Source organism: Staphylococcus sp. GDY8P198P, from assembly GCF_017891615.1.
Taxonomy (GTDB): Bacteria; Bacillota; Bacilli; order Staphylococcales; family Staphylococcaceae; genus Staphylococcus; species Staphylococcus cohnii.
The window spans coordinates 100882-116722 of record NZ_JAESJQ010000012.1 but is presented as its reverse complement, the minus strand read 5'-3'; the positions used below and the strand labels follow the sequence as shown (position 1 = coordinate 116722).

Genomic DNA, 15841 nt, shown 5'->3' with positions numbered 1-15841 from the left:
TTCCCAACTTGTTGGGTTAGTGGGACTTATGCATGGGCTTTTAACTCAGGTGAATGAGTTATCTTGTTGAAGTGGGACAGAATGAATTTATTTAAAATGACTTCGTTGTCCGACCCTTTATTGTGTGCTCCAAAATTTGTTTTATAGCGTACGTATTGTTGTTTTTTAAATACTTTCAAACAGTGAAAATATTATCGTTGATCTACATTGCGATAAGTTTCAATGATGTGACGGATTTTATCAATGACAGGGTTTAAAGATTCTGGATCTGCATGTAAATCATATTCATTAATGTTCACCCTTACAACTGGACACGCATTGAATTCACTAATCCAGTCTTCATAACGTTTGAATAATTTTTGCCAATATTCTGGATCTGTTTCAATTTCCATTTGGCGACCACGTTGTTTGATACGATCAATCACTTCATCATAATCACATTCTAAATAAATAAGTACATCTGGTTTTGGGAAGTAGGGTGTCATGACCATAGCATTAAATAGTTCAGAATATGTGTTGAAGTCTTCTGGGCTCATTGTGCCTTGTTCTTCATGCATCTTAGCAAAAATATCAACATCTTCGTATATTGAGCGGTCTTGGATAAAACCACCACCGTATTCAAACATACGTTTTTGTTCTTTGAAACGCTCAGCTAAAAAATATATTTGCAAATGAAAGCTCCATCTTTCAAAATCATTATAAAATTTATCCAAATAAGGATTGTGATCTACATTTTCAAAAGAAGTTTTGAAATTTAATCTTTGTGCTAAAGCTTTCGTTAATGTTGATTTTCCAACGCCGACTGTACCAGCGATTGTTATCACAGCATCTTGAGGGATACCGTATTTATTCATCATCTTTTCCTCCAATCAATGGTTGCACTAAATTTAAAATATAATTATAATCATTTTCTTGCTTCATGAAATCTAAATCAGTCGTATCTATTCGAATCACACTTTCACCATCTGCTTTTAATGAACGATAATATGCATTATAATCACGTTTTAAATTAAGTAAGTAGTCGTCTTCTATCTGATGTTCGAAGCTACGATTGCGTAATGCGATGCGCTTTTTCAATATTTCTAAATCTGCATCTAGAAAGATAATCACATTTGGCATTTCCAAATCTTCAGTTAAAATATCGTAAATTCTAGAAAATTTATCGAATTCAGAAGGTGTTAAAGTATTATTTGCAAATATTTTATTTTTATAAATATGGTAATCACTTACGATGCCCGTATGAATTGCTTCAAGATCTTGAAATTGTTTGTAACGATTACATAAAAAGAACATTTCTGTTTGGAAACTCCATTTGGAAATGTCTTCATAAAAATCGGATAAAAAAGGATTTTCATTTACAATTTCTTTTTCTTCATAATAATTAAAAGTTTGACTAAGCTTATGTGCTAGTGAAGATTTACCGACACCAATCGGTCCTTCAACAGCAATAAATTGTTTTTTCATGTTTTTACCGCTCCAATGTTAAAATAGACAATAAATATTGTACCATATGTGAGGTGATAGACACATGTATACTGACCAATTTTATATGGAAATTGCGCTAGAAGAAGCACGAAAAGCTGGTGCTATTGGAGAAGTACCAATAGGCGCCATTGTCGTGAAAGATAATGAAGTCATTTCACGGGCGCACAATTTACGAGAATCCACCCAAGATCCTACTGCACACGCTGAACATATTGCGATTCAAAAGGCTGCCAAACAGCTTAATAGTTGGAGGTTAGCATCCTGCAAACTTTATGTTACTTTAGAGCCTTGTGTGATGTGTTCCGGCGCAATCGTCATGAGTCGTATTCCCGAAGTGATTTATGGGGCACAAGACTTAAAAGGTGGTTGTGCAGGTAGCTTGATGAATCTCTTGCAAGAATCGAGATTTAACCATCGCGCAAAAGTTACTACAGGCGTATTAGCAGAGGAATGTAGCCATTTATTGAAGACATTTTTTAAAGACATTAGACAAAAGAAGAAAATCATACGAACAGAGGATAATACAAATAGTGAAACTTTTGGTAAAATATGAATGTGTTACAAAATTATGGCGAATGATAAATGTGTCATTAAATAGGTGTTATTGAGATAAAGTAGAAACGAGGTAAGCCAATGATAAATTTAATTGCAACAGATATGGATGGTACGTTATTGAACGCTGCACATGAAATATCAGAAGACAATATCCAAGCTATCAAATATGCACAATCACAAGGCATCACAGTAGTAATTGCTACAGGACGTGCATTTTATGAGGCGAATGCACCAATCAACCAAACAGATTTAAAAGTGCCATATATTTGTTTGAACGGTGCAGAAGTAAGAGATGAATCATTTAATATTATGAGCACTTCAAATTTAAATAGAGAACTCATAAATCGAATTACAGAAGAATTAAATAAAGAAAATATTTTCTATCAAGTGTATACGAACTTAGGCATCTATACTGAAAATCCATTACGGGACTTAGAGATTTATATTGATATTGCGCAACGTGCTGGACAAGAAGCAGATGTGGAAAAAATAAAAAGTGGTATTCAAAAACGTATTGATAACGGTACGTTAAAAGTAGTTGATAATTATGACAAAATTCAAGATACACCTGGTGAAATTGTAATGAAAATATTAGCTTTTGATAGTGATTTAGAAAAAATTGATCGAGTTAGTGAAACATTAGCAAAATCAGAAAGTTTGGCAGTTTCTTCTTCATCACGCGGAAATATAGAAATTACGCATTCAGATGCACAAAAAGGTATTGCTTTAAACACGATTGCAGAGCGCCTAAATATTGATATGAAAAATGTTATGGCAATCGGTGATAATATGAATGATGTTTCAATGTTGGAACGCGTTGGCTATTCAGTCGCTATGGAAAATGCGGCACCAGAAGTTAAAGCAATCGCAAAATATGAAACAGATTCTAATGAACAAAGCGGTGTGGGTAAAGCGATAATGAAACTACTTAGAGAAAATAACAAATCATAGCATGAGGTGAAAGTGTAGATGAAAGGATTAATCATAATAGGGAGTGCTAAAATGGGCTCGCATACAAATGCCTTAGCCCATTATTTAAAAGGTCATTTTGAAGACCAATATTTTGAGGTAGAAATCTTTGATTTAGCAGAACATCCAATTCATCAATTGGATGTTTCTGGCGTATCTTCGCCAAGTGAAGTATATAAAAATAATTTAACATTATTACAAACTAAAGCGCGAAATGCAGATTTCTTTGTATTAGGAACACCAAACTACCATGGTTCATATTCCGGTATTTTAAAAAATGCATTAGATCATTTAACGATGGATGATTTTAAAATGAAACCAGTGGGGTTAATCGGCAACAGTGGTGGTATTGTAAGTTCTGAACCATTGTCTCATTTACGTTTGATTGTACGTTCATTACTCGGTATCGCAGTACCAACGCAGATTGCGACACATGATACAGATTATAATAAATTGGATGATGGTACTTATTATTTGGATAATGAGGAGTTTCAATTACGTTCGAGATTATTTGTAGATCAAATTATTTCGTTTGTAAAAAATAGTCCGTATGAACATTTGAAATAATGTGAAGTTATTTTTGATTAAAAGATTACAATAGAAGTTGTATCTTACGATGTACATAATCTAAAGGTTTTTGGAGCGCATATAAAATCAAACGTTAATTTGATTTTATATGCGCTCTTATGTTGTTGGTAATGAATTAAGCACTACTGTGAAGTATTGAATCAACAATTAAATGATATTGTTCAATCAGCTGTTTAATTTCTGCTAACTTGATATCATGCAAATAAATACATCTTTCATCAGTTTGATCTCGAGACTTTTTTAAAAGATTAAGTTCGATAAAATGATTGATTTGTGATGAAACAGGTGAATTTTGGACTTGTAATAACTTTTTCAATTCAATAGCATTTATTTTATTTTTATTGAGATAGAGTAATTTATCCAAAATGATTACTTCGGAAATAGTAAGATTCAAGTTTTGTTTCACCACTTTATTAATCAATCCTCTTTTTTCTTCATAAATAATAGTATTCATGTTGTCACCACACTTTTAATATTTTACTTTTATGCGTTAGATTGAAATTGTTGATAAAAATCGAATTTTAAATGTTGAATTTCTGACCGACTTTTTGTATGGGGGTGAATATCGGAAGGATGGCAACCAATAACATTGTTGAAAAGATAGCAATATTCATTTTGAGTACGAAAACCGTAACGTTGTTGTACGATATTTAAATGATCACCGTTAAGCAAATCACATACGGAAGCATGAATTTTAGATGACGTAATATATTGAGATAATTTACAGTTCATCAATGTTGAAAATTCTCTTGATAGAAAGCTATTATTTACAAAAAAATAATTAGCGATTTGTTTGCAAGTTATTTTAGTAGTTAAATGTGTGTTTACATATTGAACCACATCTTTAATTAAAGCTGTTTTATAACTGCATTGTATTTCGGAACTTTGCGAGTTATGATACTCAGAATATTGAATATTTTTAATCAAATGCTTAATGGCTTCGTTTAAGTTACTTATAGATTGATGTTGAATCGCATCAACTATATCTAAAAATTGGACGCGTCTCTCTTTTTTAATCGATATATGTTCAATAGCGTCAAAATTTAGTTTCTGAAAGTATTGATAATAGTAAAAATTATTTAGTGAAAGACAAATTAAACTACCGTTAAAAGAGATTTGTGTAATGGATTCATAGTCATGGACATGAAATACGTCACCTACTTTAAAATGGTGGAAAGTAGTGTTTTTCAAAACCATAAATTCTCCTTGTGTTATTAAAAAAACATGCAGAAAATGTGGTCTGCTTAATTGACTTATAGGGACATTGCTTCGCATGATATGTTTTTAAAGTATAATCCATTTTATTGATTTCACCACTTACATCAAAATAAAAATTAATTATAAACTACTACTGTCATTATTTTAATATGAAAATTGTATATAGAACATTAATAAAATTTAACAGTTAATATACATTATTTTATAATTAGTTGCAGATGGGGATATTTAGTGGTGGTATTTTTAAATGAACCATTAAAATTTTACTATTACAAATTTAAGTAATGAATTTGGAGAAAAATAACATTATTTAGTAACTATAGAAAGTTTAATTGTTGGGAAAATTTTTTGAAAATAAAACAAAGTTAGAATCAAAAATAATAGGCTGCTAAACTTCTATTATCATTTAGAAATTCAGTAGCCTAATTTTTGATGACTTGCTATATTGATTTGTAGCTATGCGTGCTATTTTCTATATTTTATTTTTGCAAAAGCATCATGTTGGTGAATAGATTCTTCGTTTCTGCATTCAATATCAAAGCCTTCAATCCAATCAAAATCAACTAAATCTGCTGCGATAAGGCGAATCAAATCTTCAACAAACCTCGGATTTTCATAAGCGCGTTCCGTGACACTTTTTTCATCTGGTCGTTTTAATATAGGATAAAGTATAGAACTTGCATTGGCTTCCATTGCATCTAAGATTTTTTCTTTGTAATCGTCTGTTAAAATAGCTTCGTTGTTCAAAATAGCTTTAACTGTAATGATACCGCGCTGGTTATGTGCCGAATACTCACTAATTTCCTTTGAACAAGGGCACAATGTTGTAACTGCAGCTTGTAGTGTAATTTCTTTGCGTGTAATACTTTCTTTGTCTATCGCCATACCGTATGTCACATCTGCATGACCTACTGCTTTAATATTCGTGATCGGACTGTGACGGTCAAAGAACCATTTAGCTGAAACATCAACACCAGCAGCATTTTGTTCCATGCGCTCTTGTAAGCTACGCAAAAGTCGATATAAAGAATCAAAATCTAATTCAATGCCATTATCGTAGTGTTTTTCAACACTTTCTAGAATGCGGCTCATGTTTATACCTTTTTCATCTTGATTAAGGCTAGTTGAAAAACTGAAGTTTCCAGCTGTTTGGAAACGATCTACTAATACAGGGTATACAAGATTTTTAATGCCTACTTCTTCAATTTCAAATAAGTAGTTTTTATTCGTGCTTTGCAAATCTGTCATTTCTTCTTTAACGGTTGGTTTTGTACCTTCGATTGGATCAACTGAACCAAAATGCTTCCATCGACCTTCTCGAGTTGATAAATCAAATTCTGTCATGATATTGCCTCCACTTAAGATTCAAAGTTATAAGTCCAATAAGGTTCAACTTCTAAAAAGCTTTGCGCTTCTCCAGAAACATCAGGTGTAGCAAGTTGTTTCAAGAATGGTCCCGTTTGAGATGCGTGTGCTTCAAAAGCGCGAAGTTTTACCTCTTTATAATCACTGATCTCATTTAGAATGTCAGGTTCACCTAATTTTTCAGGCGCGTCATTGCTAAATGCAACAAGTTGTAGACGGGGTCTTTCTGATGGTTTCATGCGTCCCACAGTTCTCACAACTGCTTCTGCTGTAGCTTCATGGTCTGGGTGTACTGCAAATTGAGGATAGAACGATATGATGACGGATGGGTTTAATTCATCAATTAATGATTGCACCATCTCATCCATTTCGTCGTGAGGTTCAAATTCTACAGTTTTATCACGCAATCCCATTTTGCGCAAATCAGTTATACCAATGGCTGCCATCGCAGCTTCTAATTCTTTTTCACGAATGTCCGGCAAAGATTCACGAGTGGCAAATGGTGGATTGCCTAAATTACGTCCCATTTGACCTAATGTTAAACAAGCGTATGTGACTGGTACACCATTATCTATATAACGCGCCAATGTACCTGCAGATGAGAATGATTCATCATCTGGATGTGGAAATATAACTAATACATGGCTTTCCTCTGTCATGATTTATCCTCCTTATGCTTTAAATGATTGAGTGCTTATTTCTAAAGCAGCTGCTAATTGACCTTCATAATTAAAACCAGCTAATAGAAACTCACCATGTTCATTTATTTCGTAGTGTGTTAAACCTTGAACATAGACCCAACCGCCATCTTTGAGTTTCAAACCTACGCGATATGGATCTTTATTGCCACCTTTAAGCTGTGCATGCTCAAAAGTGACTTGAATATTTCTTAAAAAAGTGCCCGCGTTAAATACACGTTGATCAAAATGTGCAGCATATGCACCATTCGTTGTCTCTACATGTAAATACACGGGTTTATCTTCATATGAAGAAAGTAATGTTTGTACTTTTTCATCTATTATTGGTTCCAAACTTTTGCCTCCTTGATTCCAAAACCCTATACTTTTATGAAATAAATTGTACTATACAAGTGTTAATAAAAATAATTAGTCTAATCTTTAGTGTAAACTGACTTTGAAACATTTTCTACCTGAAAAGTGAATTTCAACTTAGATTTATACATAAAATTTGATTATCTATTTATTTTACTAAAAACAGCGATGAAAATGTATTAGTCTGCTCATTACACCTTTAGTCATTTTATATAATATTTGCAATTTATTAAATATCTATTTTCTGTAAAAAATATCAAAAGAACATATAATAGAAGTATCATCAAATTTTGTTTATAACAAATAACAAATTCAACATATTGGGGAGGGCAATAATATGAAAGTTACAAATTTAGGTTCTAGTGAATATGCTTCATTTTATGTTGCATGTGAATTGTTTAAACAAATGAGTCAACAACCACATAGTAAGTTAGGGCTAGCTACTGGTGGGACAATGGTCGAAGTTTATGAATTTCTAGTTAGTTTACTGCAAAAGAATCAACTAGATGTATCTGAAATAGAAACATTTAACTTGGATGAATATGTCGGCTTATCAGCGACACATGAACAAAGTTATCATCGATATATGAATGATATTCTATTTAATCGTTATCCACATTTCACGAAATCTTTAATACACATTCCAGATGGAGCTGCAGATGACTTAATGGCAGAAACGAAAAGATACGAAGATTTAATCAATCAAAAAGGGCCACTGGATATACAAATATTAGGTATAGGTGAAAATGGTCATATCGGCTTTAATGAGCCAGGTACTGATATGAATAGCACAACTCAAGTTGTAGATTTAACAGCTAGTACAATCAATGCCAATAGTCGTTATTTTGACAATGAAAGTGAAGTACCTAAACAAGCTGTGTCTATGGGTTTGGCTTCAATTTTAAAAGCGAAAAGAATCATTTTGTTAGCATTTGGAGAGAAAAAGAGAGCGGCAATTGAACAATTAGCTAAGCATGAAGTAAATAAACAAGTGCCAGCTACGATATTGCTCGCACATCCAGATGTCGAAATTTACGTTGATGACGCTGCAGCACCACGCTTATAATCTCTCAGTTTAAATCATCATTGTAAGGGTAAATAGTTTATGCGTAAGTTTTTAAATAAAGTAAGTTAGGTCATGATTTCCATGCCTATCATTAAATCAAGAAGGGATGATCATTTTGGAATTACAACTAGCAATTGATTTATTAAATAAAGAGGAAGCGGCAGAACTTGCAAATAAAGTTAAAGACTATGTTGATATTGTAGAGATTGGTACACCTATTGTGATAAATGAAGGTTTACCGGCTGTACAACATTTAGATAATAATATAGATGGTGTGAAAGTACTTGCAGATTTAAAAATTATGGATGCAGCAGATTATGAAGTAAGCCAAGCTGTTAAATTTGGTGCAGATGTAGTAACAATTTTAGGTGTCGCAGAAGATGCTTCTATTAAAGCTGCAGTAGACGAAGCACATAAAAATAATAAAGAATTACTTGTAGATATGATTGCAGTACAAGACTTACAAAAACGTGCTAAAGAATTAGACGAATTAGGTGCAGATTATATCGCTGTTCATACTGGTTATGATTTACAAGCAGAAGGTGAATCTCCATTAGAAAGTTTAAGACAAGTTAAATCAGTAATTAACCAATCTAAAGTTGCTGTAATTGGTGGTATTAAACCAGATACAATTAAAGAAGTCGTAGCTGAGGAACCTGATTTAGTTGTAGTTGGCGGTGGTATTGCTAACGCGGATGATCCAGTTGAAGCAGCAAAACAATGTAGAGACGCGATTGAAGGTAGATAAGATGAGTGAAATTACAAATTATCGTTTGATTTTAGACGAGTTAGATCATACGTTATCTCATGTTAAAGATAGTGAAACACAAGCTTTTTTATCACAAGTGACTAAAGCAAATCATGTTTTTGTAGCGGGTAAAGGACGTTCTGGATTTGTAGCAAATAGTTTTGCTATGCGTTTAAATCAACTTGGAAAATTTGCTTATGTTGTTGGTGAATCAACAACACCTTCAATTACTGAAGATGATTTATTTATTGTCATTTCAGGTTCAGGTTCAACGGAACATTTGAGATTATTAGTTGAAAAAGCAAAATCTGTCGATGCAGAAGTCGTGTTATTATCAACGAATCCGAATTCGGCAATTGGTGCATTGGCTAATACGGTTATAGAACTTCCTGCAGGTACAAAATATGATGCAGAAGGATCCGCACAACCTTTAGGTAGTTTGTTTGAACAAGCAGCGCAAGTCTTTTTAGATAGTCTAGTATTAGATTTAATGAACGAACTTAAAGTCGATGAAGAAACGATGCAAAGTAATCATGCTAATTTAGAATAGTGTATTACAGTAAAATATATTGTCGTTGAGTATGTTATATGTTAAAAAATGCATCTCATTCTCATAAAAAGAGAGCTAATTCCAAATGGATTAGCTCTCTTTTTTACGGTTGAAATTTTGTGATTTTAGCCGTGCATGTTTATCAGGGCGTATGATTTACAAAATTCGAGTTGTTGTTGCTCACTTGTAAATTTCTGACTATTGTAAGCAATTTATGTCCGTTTGTCGAATAGATGATAAGTTTTAATGGAATGAAGTAGTGGTTTAAGTGGAATAAATACTGCTGGATTCTTATGAAAAGTGAATTTATACTAAAATTTTGTATCAATAGTGATGAAATTTAAAGTATATCAATGTAAATACTAACGATATTATTAATCAAAATAAAAATATTCAGTATACAAATTTGTTTAATAATAAATATATTAAATCATATTAAAAATGGGACGATTTACCACGAATCGCTCATTTTTTTGTTTTTTTAGGAATTGGAATTCAAAATTGCTCAATTTAAGTTAAAAATATGGGATGTTTATGGTATTAGAAACCAAATGTTTTCATTACATTATTTTATACTTTAAATGTTAATATATTTTGTATAAAAGTTAACAAAGGGGGCTGGAATTTGAAAATTTTAGAAGAAATAGAAAATCACGCAAAACAACAACCGCATCTAGTTGCTTTGAGCTTTGATAAACAAGATTTAACTTATAGTGAATTAATCAAAGAATTGAACATTAAAAGCGGCTTGTTTTCCAATATACCTAAACATAGTTTTGTAGGAGTGGTAACACGACATCCACAAAAGACAATGATTTTATATTTAGCATTGTTAAAAAATGAATGTGTACCGTGTATTTTCGATGATAGATGGTCGAGCGCGCAAACCTTTAAATTAGTCGAAAAATATGGTGTTCAATATCTAATAGAAGAAGATGATTTAAGTATACATAATGTGGTCAAAAAGGATAAATTCAAGAACGATGGGGATTTGCTGCATATCGCTTTTACATCTGGAACAACAGGGTTACCTAAAGCATATTATAGAGGTGCATTATCTTGGATTAAGTCTTTTTCAAAAAATGATCAATTATTTGACAGGACCATAAATACAATCGTTGCTCCAGGTCCGATGTCACATTCTTTGTCATTATATGCATGCATTTATGCTTTGTATACAGGTAGAACATTTATAGGACAGCAATATTTTGAAGCAAAGCGGTTAATGCAAACAATCCAACACCATAAAGTAAACACAGCGTGCTTTATGGTGCCAACAATGATACAAGCATGCGTTTCAACTCGAATTTTAATAGAAGGAAAGCATTATATTTTAAGTACTGGAGATAAACTTGCCTTACACGTTCGTCAACGTATTCAACAATGTTTTCCCGAAAGTGATTTGATTGAATTCTTCGGGACGTCAGAGGCTAGCTTTATTAGTTATAACTTCAATAATAGTGCGCCACCAGAATCTGTTGGTAAATTGTTTCACAACGTGCACGTAAATATTGAACAGTCAGACGAATCAGGGATAGGTTTATTAAAAATACGAAGTGATATGTCATTTAGTGGTTATGTTGATGAAGATATCTGCAAGGATAGGTGGATTGAAACAGGGGATTTTGCTTCATGTGATGCGCAGGGACATTTATTTTTACATGGTAGAAAACATGACCGCATGATTATTGGTGGACGTAATGTTTATCCTTTCGAAATTGAACAGAATGCAAAATATATTGATTTATTCAATGAAGTAGTCGTTATCAGTAAAAAACATTCTAGATTTGGAGAAATTGCCATATTACTTTATACAAGTGATCGTATAGTTAGTTATAACTATTTTAGAACGATAATGAAACATCATGTAGCGCGTTATCAAATACCATCGAAATTAGTTAAAGTAAAACATATGATCTATACCTCGAGTGGAAAAATTGCGCGAGAACGTATGAAGCAATGCTATTTAAAAGGAGAATTATAAATGAATGAAGCGGTAATTGTAGCAGCAAAACGAACTGCATTTGGTAAATATGGTGGGAAATTACGCCATTTAGAACCTGAATTATTATTACAACCATTATTCAATTATTTTAAACATAACTATGCAGCAATAGTTAGTAATATAGATGACGTAATTTTAGGTAATGTTGTAGGAAATGGTGGTAATATTGCACGTAAAGCATTTTTAGAAGCTGGATTTAATCAACAAGTGCCAGGTGTGACGATTGATCGTCAATGCGGCTCAGGGTTAGAAGCTGTAAACCAAGCTTGTCGCATGATACAAGCAGGTGCTGGATCAATATATATCGCGGGTGGTGTGGAAAGTACAAGTAGAGCACCGTGGAAAATTAAACGACCGCAATCTGTATATGATACGCATTTACCAGAATTTTATGAAAGAGCCTCGTTTGCACCTGATGACCAAGATCCATCTATGATACAAGCAGCTGAAAATGTTGCTGAAAGATATGGTATATCAAGATTTGACCAAGATGAATTCGCATGGCACAGCCATCAAAAAACGCTTGATGCTTATCAACATCATAATATTACCCAAGAAATAACGCCATTGACGATTAAGGGAGAAATATTTGAACAAGATGAAAGTATTAAAACTAAATTAACGCAACAAACGTTAGGCCGATTAAAGCCATTATTACCAAATGGAAGCATCACTGCTGGCAATTGTTGTATGAAAAATGATGGTGCTGTATTACTACTTGTCATGGAAAAATCAGTTGCTCAAGCATATGGCATACAAAGTGGATTATCATTCATTGATCAAGTAACCGTAGGTGTAGATCCTAATATACTTGGCATTGGTCCTGTGCCTGCTATTGAAAAGGTATTAGCAAAACAGCAACTGTCTTTAAATGATGTCGATGCTGTAGAGTTAAATGAAGCATTTGCATCTCAAGTTTTAGCAAGTCAACAAGCATTAAACATACCAGCAGAGAAATTAAATATTTACGGTGGCGCTATAGCTACTGGACACCCTTATGGTGCAAGTGGTGCTGCACTTGTTACAAGGTTGTTTTATATGGAGCATAAGTATAGAACAATCGCAACCATGGGTATTGGAGGAGGTATGGGCAATGCCACATTATTTGAAAGGTGGACATGAACAACAAGAAATGGTATTCCATAAAAATGATGTAGAAGCTTATAATCAATTGTTTGAACAATCGAATAGCACTGATGTTTCTCCGCTTTATTGTGCGAGTCTATGGCCTGAATTTGAATTGTTCAAACCTTTTATTTCTAGTAATTTACTATTAAAGTCAACAGAAATTGAACAATATCATCCATTAAAAATTGATGTTATATATCAAGTACAATTAACATTGATTGAACAGAAAAAAATTCGTCAATTTATTAAATATAGCTTTGAAATGAAAATAAATAAAAATAGGACTAATTGTATATATATTATGCAAACGTTTTTAGAGAAGGTGTAAAATGATACAGATATTACCCAACGATGTAGAGCAATATTTGCGTCTTGTCAAAGATGAAAATCCTTTGCATCGTCAGATTGTACCGGGACAAATGATTGTGCAACTTGCATTGATATACAATGAATTGAATTGGAAAAGTTATAAAATTAATTATGTTGAACCAGTTGATATATATGAATTTCTTCAATTTGATCTTGAAAGTAAACATAAATTAGTTGTGAAAAATAATCACAATAAAGTTAAAGTTACTATTTTGAAAAAATAGGTTGGTAATCAATGAAAATTGTCCGTAATTAGATAATGAATTTAAAAGAAAAATGAGTTTCTTCATATTTAAAATTAAATACATTTTTTGTATAAAAATTAAAAAACGAAAACTAAAAAATTTGAATCAGTTTGACATACACTCCGAACTCAGTATAATAAGTAAACATGTTAAGGGAGTGACTTAAATCGTGGATTATGAACAAGATTTTGATAAACGTAATATCAATAAGGTGAACCCTAGGACTGCGAAAAAAACTGTATTTGCAACCGGTATTGGTAATGCAATGGAATGGTTCGACTTTGGGCTTTATTCTTATTTAGCAGTTATATTAGGGCAAAACTTTTTTAGTTCGGTAGAAAATGACCAGCTGAAAACGATATTTACATTTGCAACATTTGCAATTGCATTTTTATTAAGACCAGTAGGTGGCATTATTTTTGGTATTATTGGTGATAAATTTGGAAGGAAAGTCGTTTTAACGACAACCATTATCATGATGGCATTTTCTACTTTGTTAATTGGTTTATTACCTACATACGATCAAATAGGTGTATGGGCGCCAATTTTACTATTATTAGGTAGAGTACTTCAAGGTTTTTCAACCGGTGGAGAGTATGCAGGCGCGATGGTTTATGTTGCTGAATCCTCACCAGATAAATCTAGAAATGGTCTAGGTTCAGGTTTGGAAATTGGTACATTATCAGGTTATATCGCTGCATCAGTAATCAGCGGCTTACTATTTTTCTTTTTAAATGAGGAACAAATGGCTACATGGGGATGGAGAATACCATTTATTTTGGGTCTATTCTTAGGCATATTTGGTTTTTATTTAAGAAGAAAATTAGAGGAATCACCAGTGTTTGAAAATGAAATAGCTACACAACCAAAACGAGATAACATCGGCTTTTTCACAATTGTTCGATATTATTACAAAGATATTATTGTATGTTTTGTAGCTGTAGCATTCTTTAATTGTACGAATTATATGGTGACTTCATATATGCCATCTTATTTACAACAAATAATTAAATTAGATAGCACAACGGTTTCTGTACTTATAACGATTGTCATGGCAGTAATGATTCCATTGGCATTAATGTTTGGTAGAGTTGCAGATCGTATCGGAGAGAAAAAAGTCTTTTAATAGGGCTTTGTGGTACAGCTATCTTTAGTACAGTGGCATTTGCGTTATTCCAATCAGGCTCGTTGGTTTTAATAGTTGTGGGTATATTTACGTTAGGATTTTTCTTATCTACTTATGAAGCGACGATGCCAGGTTCGTTACCAACGATGTTTTATACACATATCCGTTATAGAACATTAGCAGTAACATTCAATGTGTCAGTATCATTATTTGGTGGCACAACACCGTTAATTGCATCTACATTAGTTGCTAAAACAGGAGATCCACTTTCACCGGCTTATTACTTAGCAGCAATGAGTGTCATAGGAATTATTGTTATTTCATTGTTACATGTAAGTACAGCAGGTAAATCACTGAAAGGTTCATATCCAAATGTTCAAAGTGATGAAGAATATGAATATTATACAAAAAATCCTGATAAAGCTTTATGGTGGGCAGACGATAAACGCGTATAAACGGTATGGCATACAAATCACTATTAAAATAAAATGTATGAATACTTATCGATACTAATATTTAACAATAGTAATTTAAAAACTAGGTTATTCATTCCCTGTGAAATGGGGGAATGGGTGCCTAGTTTTTTCGTGAATTTTATTATTATAACAAGTAATTATATATGATTTACAATAGTGTTGATATTTTCATTTTCGTTAATGATCTCGTTTTTTTAGAAGAATAACACGCGAAAGCAAGAAGTCATACAATTTATTTATGTTATGTTTAAGAAGAAAAAACAAAATACATAGTTTGGAGGAAGAACGATGACAGTAGAACAATATTGGGAAAAATTTGTACAATTGTGCCCATCTTATAAGAGGAAAACATATGAAGCATGGTCGTTTGGTGTAGATGAGGATGAATTAGCAGATCTAGTGAAACAAGGTGAAAAAACGGCTACGACAAGTGGTTATGAAACTTATCAAGTAGATCGTGAACCACTACCTCAAGTGGGAGATGTGAGCGTGATTTTAAATAAAAAAGGGGAGCCACAATGTGTGATAGAAACAACACGCGTCTATCAAACACCGTTTAATGCGGTCACTGAACATCACGCTTATTTAGAAGGTGAAGGCGATAAGTCACTCGCTTACTGGCGTAAAGCACATATTGATTTCTTTGAACCTTATTATACATCTCTAGGATTGGCATTTAACGAATCGATTATTGTAGTGTGTGAAGAATTTAAAGTTTTATATAAATAAGTAAAGTGGTACATAAGTTAGGGGTGCTTCGAGTGTGCTCTCCAAGCAAACAAAGGGGACAATCTTTGCCTAACTATGTACCACTTAGGGTGAGTGTTTATAAGGGATGTGTTACACCATGTATATATAATGGGACAGTTACATATACATGGAACATATTTCTAAAG

General features: G+C 32.7%; 18 protein-coding genes and 1 pseudogene. 12 read left to right on the top strand and 7 right to left on the bottom strand.

Annotation, left to right across the window (positions count from 1 at the left end; genetic code table 11):
- Positions 1-191 precede the first annotated feature (191 nt).
- Both KA824_RS09865 and KA824_RS09860 read right to left on the bottom strand, forming a co-directional pair.
- Positions 192-854, bottom strand: coding sequence for a deoxynucleoside kinase (locus KA824_RS09865; RefSeq protein ID WP_107384018.1), 663 nt, complete (start codon positions 852-854; stop codon positions 192-194).
- The gene (locus tag KA824_RS09860) at positions 847-1464 is read right to left on the bottom strand and encodes a deoxynucleoside kinase (RefSeq protein WP_107385814.1); all 618 of its coding nucleotides are present in this window, start codon (positions 1462-1464) and stop codon (positions 847-849) included. The genes KA824_RS09865 and KA824_RS09860 overlap by 8 nt, the downstream gene beginning before the upstream one ends.
- A gap of 64 nt (positions 1465-1528) precedes the next feature.
- Here KA824_RS09860 and tadA point away from each other — a divergent pair, with 64 nt between their 5' ends.
- The 3 genes from tadA (at position 1529) to KA824_RS09845 (ending at position 3576) form a co-directional block, all read left to right on the top strand.
- Positions 1529-2038 carry a tRNA adenosine(34) deaminase TadA gene (gene tadA / locus KA824_RS09855; RefSeq protein WP_107385813.1) on the top strand — a complete coding sequence of 170 codons (510 nt, stop codon included), beginning with the start codon at positions 1529-1531 and terminating at the stop codon, positions 2036-2038.
- 80 nt (positions 2039-2118) lie between these two features.
- The gene (locus KA824_RS09850) at positions 2119-2991 is read left to right on the top strand and encodes a Cof-type HAD-IIB family hydrolase (protein ID WP_107384015.1); all 873 of its coding nucleotides are present in this window, start codon (positions 2119-2121) and stop codon (positions 2989-2991) included.
- Positions 2992-3009: 18 nt separating this feature from the next.
- Entirely contained in the window at positions 3010-3576 is a 567-nt protein-coding gene (locus tag KA824_RS09845) for an NADPH-dependent FMN reductase (protein WP_103211207.1), read from the top strand.
- A gap of 136 nt (positions 3577-3712) precedes the next feature.
- On the opposite strand, the gene KA824_RS09840 is transcribed toward KA824_RS09845, so the two are convergent.
- The 5 genes from KA824_RS09840 to KA824_RS09820 all read right to left on the bottom strand — a co-directional run bounded on the left by KA824_RS09840 (position 3713) and on the right by KA824_RS09820 (position 7211).
- Positions 3713-4051 (bottom strand): transcriptional regulator, SarA/Rot family, encoded by a 339-nt coding sequence (locus tag KA824_RS09840; RefSeq protein ID WP_107385811.1) that lies wholly within the window; start codon positions 4049-4051, stop codon positions 3713-3715.
- A 29-nt stretch (positions 4052-4080) separates the two neighbouring features.
- Positions 4081-4788: a helix-turn-helix transcriptional regulator gene (locus tag KA824_RS09835; RefSeq protein WP_133171196.1), complete on the bottom strand. Its 708-nt coding sequence runs from the start codon at positions 4786-4788 to the stop codon at positions 4081-4083.
- Between the two features lie 492 nt (positions 4789-5280).
- Positions 5281-6159, bottom strand: coding sequence for a GTP cyclohydrolase FolE2 (folE2, locus tag KA824_RS09830; RefSeq protein ID WP_107386566.1), 879 nt, complete (start codon positions 6157-6159; stop codon positions 5281-5283).
- Positions 6160-6173: 14 nt separating this feature from the next.
- On the bottom strand, positions 6174-6839 hold the full coding sequence (bshB2, locus tag KA824_RS09825) for a bacillithiol biosynthesis deacetylase BshB2 (protein ID WP_019468220.1): 666 nt from the start codon (positions 6837-6839) through the stop codon (positions 6174-6176).
- A 12-nt stretch (positions 6840-6851) separates the two neighbouring features.
- The gene (locus KA824_RS09820) at positions 6852-7211 is read right to left on the bottom strand and encodes a YojF family protein (RefSeq protein WP_107386567.1); all 360 of its coding nucleotides are present in this window, start codon (positions 7209-7211) and stop codon (positions 6852-6854) included.
- 358 nt (positions 7212-7569) lie between these two features.
- Here KA824_RS09820 and nagB point away from each other — a divergent pair, with 358 nt between their 5' ends.
- From nagB to KA824_RS09775, 9 genes and pseudogenes are all read left to right on the top strand, one after another.
- On the top strand, positions 7570-8298 hold the full coding sequence (nagB, locus tag KA824_RS09815; protein WP_107504836.1) for a glucosamine-6-phosphate deaminase: 729 nt from the start codon (positions 7570-7572) through the stop codon (positions 8296-8298).
- Positions 8299-8413: 115 nt separating this feature from the next.
- A complete protein-coding gene (gene hxlA, locus KA824_RS09810) occupies positions 8414-9046 on the top strand; it encodes a 3-hexulose-6-phosphate synthase (RefSeq protein ID WP_107386569.1) in 633 nt (210 codons plus the stop codon).
- A 1-nt stretch (position 9047) separates the two neighbouring features.
- On the top strand, positions 9048-9596 hold the full coding sequence (gene hxlB / locus KA824_RS09805) for a 6-phospho-3-hexuloisomerase (protein WP_107386570.1): 549 nt from the start codon (positions 9048-9050) through the stop codon (positions 9594-9596).
- A gap of 625 nt (positions 9597-10221) precedes the next feature.
- A complete protein-coding gene (locus KA824_RS09800) occupies positions 10222-11580 on the top strand; it encodes an AMP-binding protein (protein ID WP_181187655.1) in 1359 nt (452 codons plus the stop codon).
- Complete coding sequence (locus KA824_RS09795; protein ID WP_181187656.1) at positions 11581-12723, top strand: thiolase family protein; 1143 nt, start codon at positions 11581-11583, stop codon at positions 12721-12723.
- Positions 12695-13057 carry a hypothetical protein gene (locus KA824_RS09790; RefSeq protein ID WP_181187657.1) on the top strand — a complete coding sequence of 121 codons (363 nt, stop codon included), beginning with the start codon at positions 12695-12697 and terminating at the stop codon, positions 13055-13057. Before KA824_RS09795 ends, KA824_RS09790 begins: the two co-directional genes overlap by 29 nt.
- A 1-nt stretch (position 13058) precedes the next feature.
- A complete protein-coding gene (locus KA824_RS09785; RefSeq protein ID WP_107386426.1) occupies positions 13059-13322 on the top strand; it encodes a hypothetical protein in 264 nt (87 codons plus the stop codon).
- A 190-nt stretch (positions 13323-13512) separates the two neighbouring features.
- A pseudogene (locus KA824_RS09780) lies at positions 13513-14924 on the top strand (MFS transporter).
- Between the two features lie 309 nt (positions 14925-15233).
- Complete coding sequence (locus tag KA824_RS09775; protein ID WP_181187658.1) at positions 15234-15674, top strand: ASCH domain-containing protein; 441 nt, start codon at positions 15234-15236, stop codon at positions 15672-15674.
- Positions 15675-15841: the final 167 nt, after the last annotated feature.